The 6759-nt window shown below is 42.5% G+C and carries 7 protein-coding genes; 4 read left to right on the top strand and 3 right to left on the bottom strand.

The window, feature by feature from the left end:
* Nucleotides 1–1215 precede the first annotated feature (1215 nt).
* Nucleotides 1216–2718 (top strand): glycosyltransferase, encoded by a 1503-nt coding sequence (locus tag ACOJTG_RS23760; protein WP_420156091.1) that lies wholly within the window; start codon nucleotides 1216–1218, stop codon nucleotides 2716–2718.
* A gap of 33 nt (nucleotides 2719–2751) precedes the next feature.
* Here ACOJTG_RS23760 and ACOJTG_RS23755 read toward each other — a convergent pair whose 3' ends face one another.
* Nucleotides 2752–2928, bottom strand: a complete 177-nt coding sequence (locus ACOJTG_RS23755; RefSeq protein ID WP_420156090.1) for a hypothetical protein — start codon at nucleotides 2926–2928, stop codon at nucleotides 2752–2754.
* Between the two features lie 129 nt (nucleotides 2929–3057).
* On the opposite strand from ACOJTG_RS23755, the gene ACOJTG_RS23750 reads away from it, so the two are divergent.
* The gene (locus ACOJTG_RS23750; protein ID WP_420156089.1) at nucleotides 3058–3375 is read left to right on the top strand and encodes a putative quinol monooxygenase; all 318 of its coding nucleotides are present in this window, start codon (nucleotides 3058–3060) and stop codon (nucleotides 3373–3375) included.
* A 103-nt stretch (nucleotides 3376–3478) separates the two neighbouring features.
* On the opposite strand, the gene ACOJTG_RS23745 is transcribed toward ACOJTG_RS23750, so the two are convergent.
* Nucleotides 3479–4402 carry an SGNH/GDSL hydrolase family protein gene (locus tag ACOJTG_RS23745; RefSeq protein ID WP_420156088.1) on the bottom strand — a complete coding sequence of 308 codons (924 nt, stop codon included), beginning with the start codon at nucleotides 4400–4402 and terminating at the stop codon, nucleotides 3479–3481.
* Nucleotides 4403–4901: 499 nt separating this feature from the next.
* On the opposite strand from ACOJTG_RS23745, the gene ACOJTG_RS23740 reads away from it, so the two are divergent.
* A complete protein-coding gene (locus ACOJTG_RS23740; RefSeq protein WP_420156087.1) occupies nucleotides 4902–5504 on the top strand; it encodes a cysteine hydrolase family protein in 603 nt (200 codons plus the stop codon).
* Between the two features lie 308 nt (nucleotides 5505–5812).
* Complete coding sequence (locus ACOJTG_RS23735) at nucleotides 5813–6235, top strand: DUF1508 domain-containing protein (RefSeq protein ID WP_420156086.1); 423 nt, start codon at nucleotides 5813–5815, stop codon at nucleotides 6233–6235.
* Here the strand turns inward: ACOJTG_RS23735 and ACOJTG_RS23730 are convergent.
* A partial coding sequence (locus tag ACOJTG_RS23730) for an outer membrane beta-barrel family protein (RefSeq protein ID WP_420156085.1) occupies nucleotides 6182–6759 on the bottom strand: 578 nt, incomplete at its 5' end. The two genes, ACOJTG_RS23735 and ACOJTG_RS23730, sit on opposite strands and share 54 nt — an antisense overlap.

Raw genomic sequence — 6759 nt, 5'->3', positions numbered from 1 at the left:
GAGAGAAGTGATGGAAGTTTTCATGGCTTTTATCGATTGAGATTGACAGGCAAAAAAAAGATGATCGGTTGTGTTAGAAATTCATGGCTTGGGTACTTTCATCAGCGGCGACTGGCCTGATTGATGATTCAAAGTTGGGTTGAAAACAGGTACTATGCAATGCAAAGTAGTATGTAAGGCTTGGTTGCTGGATGAGCGGCGATTGATGGGGTTTGCTTTCCAAAACGGCTGACCTTATTTACACATCAAGGATGCGGAGAAGGGGGGCTGCGTTGCAGTCAGGGCCATTTTTATTTTTATTCGGGGATGAATGGCAGGTTAAACAGGATGGACGGGAATGTACAAGTCTGGATTAGCCAACCCGAGTAAGCGGATGGCAAGTGGGCATTGAATTAGCCTTACCCGATAGGATGGTTTGTATATATATAATAAGATACCACCGCTGAAAGCAGTACCGTTTCTAGTCTTCTCTAAGGGGTGGAAACGCGGAAGTCGGCTCTCTTCTACCTATTCTGGGGCTCTGAGGGAGCAAGCCTTATTTAGGCAAATGTTTTGCGGCTAAAAATAAAATTATACATTTTTGCAGAGGTGTCGTCAGAGGAACGCTTAGGAAAAATTCATTTTAAGCAAGTATTTCTTACTTTATACAGACAAATGATTTCATTACTAACAGACCTATCCACTAATAGATCCATTCTCTTGCCACTCCGTTTTTTCTGTATAGTAATACATTTTTATTCACTAGTTCTTTTCTTAGAGTTAAACCCATTTTTTAAATAATACGCTGGTATTATTTAAAATACAAATCCTCATTGATTACTATCATCCATTCAAATGAACATAAAAAAAAGATTTTTACTAATAGCACCGTGGGATTATCAATTATACGCGGTGATTGAAAAAAATCTTATCAGCTTAGGGTACGATGTTGTAGTAGTTCATAATAATTCTTACCCTTTTACTTACGAAAATATTAGTCAACGTACGACTAATTTTTTTAGAAAGACTTTTCTAAAAGATAGAGATTACAAAAATTTCTTACGACATAATTTTAATCAACAAACGCGTTTGTCGCTCGTAAAAACGTACGATCACTATGATGTGACGCTGGTAATCAGAGCGGATTTCTTTCCTTTAGAATTACTACTGGAAGCCAGAAAAAGAAGCGACAAGTTTATCTCATTTCATTACGACGGCATTTCAAGAAATCCAGAAGTGCTTCCTAAAGTTCATTTGTTCGATCGCTTTTACGCCTTTGACAAAACTGATGTGGTTAAATATCAGAAATACGGTGTACAATACGTACCTAACTTTTATTTCGACTATCCTGATGATTTACCGGATATTGAAACTAAAAATAAAATCTATTACATCAGCTCATTTCATCCTTCCCGCCTCCAGGCAATTATTGACTTTCATAAATTTATTACCGAGAAAATAAGTCCAGTACAATTCGATTTTGTTTATAACTTATACGACGAAGATAAAGTCCCTTTATACGTTAAAGAAAATTTTCATTGTCTACATAAAGTTAATCCGTACGAAGACCAATTAGTACAGATAAAAAATACGGAGATTATTCTGGATTTCCGCATTGATGAGCACCAGGGCTTGTCTTTCCGAATTTTTGACGGACTGAAATTGCAGAAAAAAGTAATTACGACGAATGCTACGGTTGTCGACGAAGATTTTTATCATCCGAATAACTTCTTCATTTTAACGGAAGACAACAAGGAGGATCTGGATGATTTTCTGACTCGTCCCTATGTAAAAATTGATGAGAAAATCCGGTCAAAATATTCCTTTACGAACTGGCTGGCCACGATTACGGATTACACGCATGGGCAATTCCAGGCGGCAACTAAACCCCTGATTAGTATCATCATTCCCTGTTACAATAACGAACGGGTCATCATAGAAGCCATTCAATCGGCTGAAAAACAGACCTATAAAAACGTTGAAATCATTGTAGTAGATGATGGTTCTACGGATCAAACCTTTGCTACCGTTTCCGAATACATCCAGGGTACAAACAAAAACGTCAAACTTTATACAAAAACCAATTCCGGACCGGCCGCTACCCGCAACTATGGTTTTGATCAGTCGAATGGACAGTTTATTGTCTTTTTGGACGGCGATGATAAATTACACGAAGAATTCGTTGAAGAATATTTCAACGCCTTTATTCAGCATCCGAATGTCAATTTAGTGTATTCAAACGCCGAATATTTCGAAGGAAAAACCGGTCCCTGGCATATTATTGATTACAACAAGGATGACTTACTGATCTCGAATTCTATTCCTATTTTTGCCATGATTAGTGCAGAAACCTTCGAAAAGGCAGGAAAATTTGATGAAAATTTACCTTGCCTTGAAGATTGGGAACTGTGGATTCGGGTGTTAGCAAAGAATAAAAACGTTTATAAAATTGATAAGTCCCTTTATTATTACCGCAAACGCATCGAGAAAAATTCGTTAACGGATAACATCGATTTCCACGCTAAATCCATTATTTATTATCACTACATCTACGAAAAGCACATTGATTTATACCGTGAAATGCACCTCGATCTGCCCCGTCTGTTAGATTCATATCGTGCGAATCGACAAAATCACCACGCTTTTCTTCGGTACAAACGAAAATATTATTCCGTCTGGTACCGAAAACTATTTTATAAGTTATTTAAACCTGATCTCTACAGGGAAATCTTTCACTAAGTAAGGCATTTTGAAAAGTAATTTATAACGTAGTTATTGGTTGTTAAATCCAGTACCGTTTACTTTTACATTTTCAAATTCAACATTGGTGTGTTTGTTTTTCAATGCAACCGTTACGCCATCCGATTCTACATCACGAAAGACAAGTGTACTAACCTGATCGCCTGGATTGCCTTCAATTTCTGCCAGTTTAGTACACTTTATCTTCATGTTTGAAAACGTAATACCACGGATGGTTCCAAACGGTTTTTCTGCACTCCCTCCCTATTAAAAAACTGTTTCCAGGGGCTTACATTCAAAAAGTGAGCTACACACGCCGCTGACTTATCTACACTATACATGTCAATCACGAAATACGGTCTTTTTGGAAAGCTAAAAGCCTTGCCTGGTCAGGGACAAGCCTTAGCCGATTTTTTACTGGAAGCGGCTCGGCTGCTGCATACAGCCTCCGGTTGTCAGTTGTATCTGGTCAGTACGGATGTTACGGATGCAGATACGATCTGGGTAACGGAAGTTTGGGATACGAAGGAAGATCATGATCGTTCTCTACAGGCACCCGCCATACGAGAACTCATTGGTCGGGCCATGCCTTTGCTGGCCGAACGCCCCGAACCCGGCATGACCGTAAACGTACTAGGCGGAAAAGGACTTGCGTAATTTTTGGGCGGATGCTTCTTCCGTCTTCTTGCAACAATACAATCACGAGCCCCCTTACGATCTTGTAAAGGGGCTCGCGTCAAAACCCTCTTTGAAAACTCAGCTACTGAGTTTGCTGAACGTACCAGTTTTTAGCTACTAGCTTATCCTTGATTCGACGGGCAATGATCTGATAGCCCAGTGAGTTTAGGTGCAGGTAATCCGAGCGTACGCCCGCTGGAAATATATCCTGGGCCAGTTGAGCCTGATCTTGGGCAGTTGGCGTATACCCAACGGCTTTCAGTTCGTCGGCCGTGGGCGGAGTCATGGGTACAAAGTTGCTGCCGTAACGTCGCTGGAGTAAGGCATTGAAATCCGAAATCTGTTTGTAACCCGATGTACCTTTCGTTTCCAGATTACTCATCAGAATACCTAATACCAGATAAAATTTAGGATTCGGCAGATAGTTAATGCAATTGTCGATCAGATTGACAATCCCATCGAAATCGGGTACATCGTTTCGTCCCAACCAGAGGACCTGAATAGACGACTGATACGCGACGGCATCATCCGAGATAAAGACCGAATCAGCGGGAACAGCTACAGTACTGGCTTCCGCAGGGGTTAGGGTATACGTTTCTACCTGAGCCTCTCCCCCACCCTTTGCGGTACGGGTCAATGTACATGGCACTTCGTTTACCCGACCCTTTAAAGTCATGGTCAGGTTATTGGCAACCGTCGACAGCAGTTGTGTTGATAGCTTGGTTACCTTTACGGCTCCTGCTCCGTTGAAGGCATTCCCCTCCACGCTCAGTGTTAACGGAATCCCACCCTGACGGGCCACAATAGCCCGACTTACCTGCCCATCGATACCAAAATTCTTGATCGTGTAATTAGGCAGTTCGTTGGCCAGCACCGTTGGATAAGGCGTACCGCCTTTCCCAAATGTTAGCGAGTCTCCCCAACAGGCAATCCGGGGTGGCGGGGGCGTAGTGTATGATTTTGTAGGAAATACGTCATCGAGTACCTGGCATGAATCCAGAAGCATACTTCCCAAACCTAAAAGGCTAGCCCTTTGTAAAAAGGATCGACGATTCAGTAATGCTTGATCGCTTACTGGTTGATTGTGTGTAGACACCGGATGATGATTTGATTTGAAGAAGGTTTGATTTATGATATTTTTAAAAAACTATACCTGTTTTACAGCCCTACTACCCTGTGAATACGCTCAGCTTTTTCTAACAAACACAAAACCCACATAGTCAGAGTCGTATAGGAACAGCCGTAATCGGAATTAAACAGCTATTTGACTGACGTATAATCAGCCAAATAGCTGGGATTATTTTCCCCATCTTAAACGTATCACTATACGTCAAAATAAGCGGTAACTTCTGCTAGCCTCATTTTCAGACGCTCCGGCGATATCTACGAAAATGAGACTAGCTGGTATTCTTTTTGTTCAGAAAATACACCAAACGGTCTTAGTGCACCGCAAATCATCCAGTTTTTAGTAGCAAGTACATTCTACCACCAATCCATCCAAGTTTATGAGTGAAAAGAATGCCGATTTACATGGCAATGTCCTCGAACAATCTCCCGTTGCCTTGCTGGTTATTGATATGATTAACGACCTGGAATTTCCCGAAGGAGAAGAATTCGTTCAATCATCCGAGCAGGCAGCCCAGAATATTGTAAGATTAAAGGAACAGGCCCGGCAACATCGGATTCCCGTTATTTACGCCAATGATAACTTCGGACGTTGGCGGTCAGACTTTAACGAGGTCATTGAGCACGTACTCCACGATCAGGTCCGAGGGCAACGCTTGGCCGAGCTGCTACGTCCGGATCAGGACGATTATTTTGTACTAAAGCCCAAACATTCCGCTTTTTACGCCACTACGCTTTCTACGCTTTTGCAATATTTTCAGGTCAAACGTTTAATCTTAACCGGTATCTCAACGGATTCCTGTATTGCTTTTACTGCTTCGGATGCGTACATGCGGGATTATGAAGTGTACGTCCCTTCGGATTGTACGACGGCTCGCAATGAAGAATTCACGAAAACTACGCTGGATTTTCTCGAACGTAGTGTGCATGCGAATACTACACCCTCTACAGAATTGGACTTGGGAAAGCTGCGACACCAATAAATATCTATATACGTTTAATACGAAATTATTGGTAGATAAACGCTTGATAATACTTACCATTCTCTGTAATTAAGAAACCCCGCCTGGCAAACCAGGCGGGGTTTCTTAATTACAGATTCCATTGGTTTTCTACCTTTAACCAGTAGCAGGGAAATGAGTACTTCCCAAAAAACCCGAAAAAGGTACCTGAAAGGTTACGTTAAATGCTATACGTCGAAATCTTTGCAAAATGGCTTAAATAAGTACAAAATTTACATCAGAAAACACAGTCGGACGTTTCCGCCAATCACTTTTAATACTACCGTCCCATGGCAAAGTTTGAGATTTTCCGCAGCAACATTAACTCCTTATACTATTTCAGTCTTATTACCGATCAGGGTCAGCAGATTCTTTCTAGTGAAGGTTTTTTAAGTCCGAACGGCTGTTTGCAAGCTATCACGGCGGTCAAAGCCCGGGCTTCATTCCGGAATGCGTACCAACGTATCGAAAATAACGGTTACATCCGTTTTGACATGCTTTCGGACAACTTATTGGTCATTGCCAGCAGTAGTGCTTCGTACGCGACGACGCAGGGTCTCGAAGCCGCCATTGAGACCCTAAAAACGGAAGCTCAGGAAGCTCCAGTTTATGAATGCACTCCCAAAGGCTATCAGATTTTATCGATACTGCCGAAAGGATTAGCCGCCCTGCTCTTCATCCAGGCCTTTAGTTTTCTTTTTAGCCTGACGTAAGCGATAGTTCAAAGTCAGGTTAATCTGTCGTAACCGCCCCTGACTGTTGGATTCCGTGTAAAAGTTACTGCCTTCGGTAATGGAGCGAAAGCGTCGCGAGTTGAAGACGTCGAGTACGTTCAGCGTCAGTGTTCCATTGCCCCGCAAAATATCCTTACTCATCGATAAATCTAGTGTCGCCAGTGCTTTACGCGTTCCCTGCGGCGTTTGCTGGGGAGCTTCGTAATTGGCCCGGGCCTGTACATCCAGATTTTTCCAGAACGTAAATCGGTTGGTCATCCGGGCAAACCAGCTGTAGGTATCACTTTGATAGGTGGCGTCCAGATTGGCACCGTCGGTGATGGCCCGGAAAAAGTTAAGGCTGCCGTCAAGCTTCCACCAGGTTTTTGGTGAAAAAGAACTGGTAAATTCCGCCCCGTACGCATGTTCGGTTGCCAGGTTTTCGGGCCGGGTGGTTGAATTTCCGCCGTCATCCACCCGGCGAATCCGAATGATTTTTCCGTCCGTATGTCGATAGTACAGCG

It is taken from the genome of Siphonobacter sp., assembly GCF_048595215.1.
Taxonomy (GTDB): domain Bacteria; phylum Bacteroidota; class Bacteroidia; order Cytophagales; family Spirosomataceae; genus Siphonobacter.
Note: the sequence above shows the minus strand (reverse complement) of the source record. Positions and strands in the feature narration are given on the sequence as shown.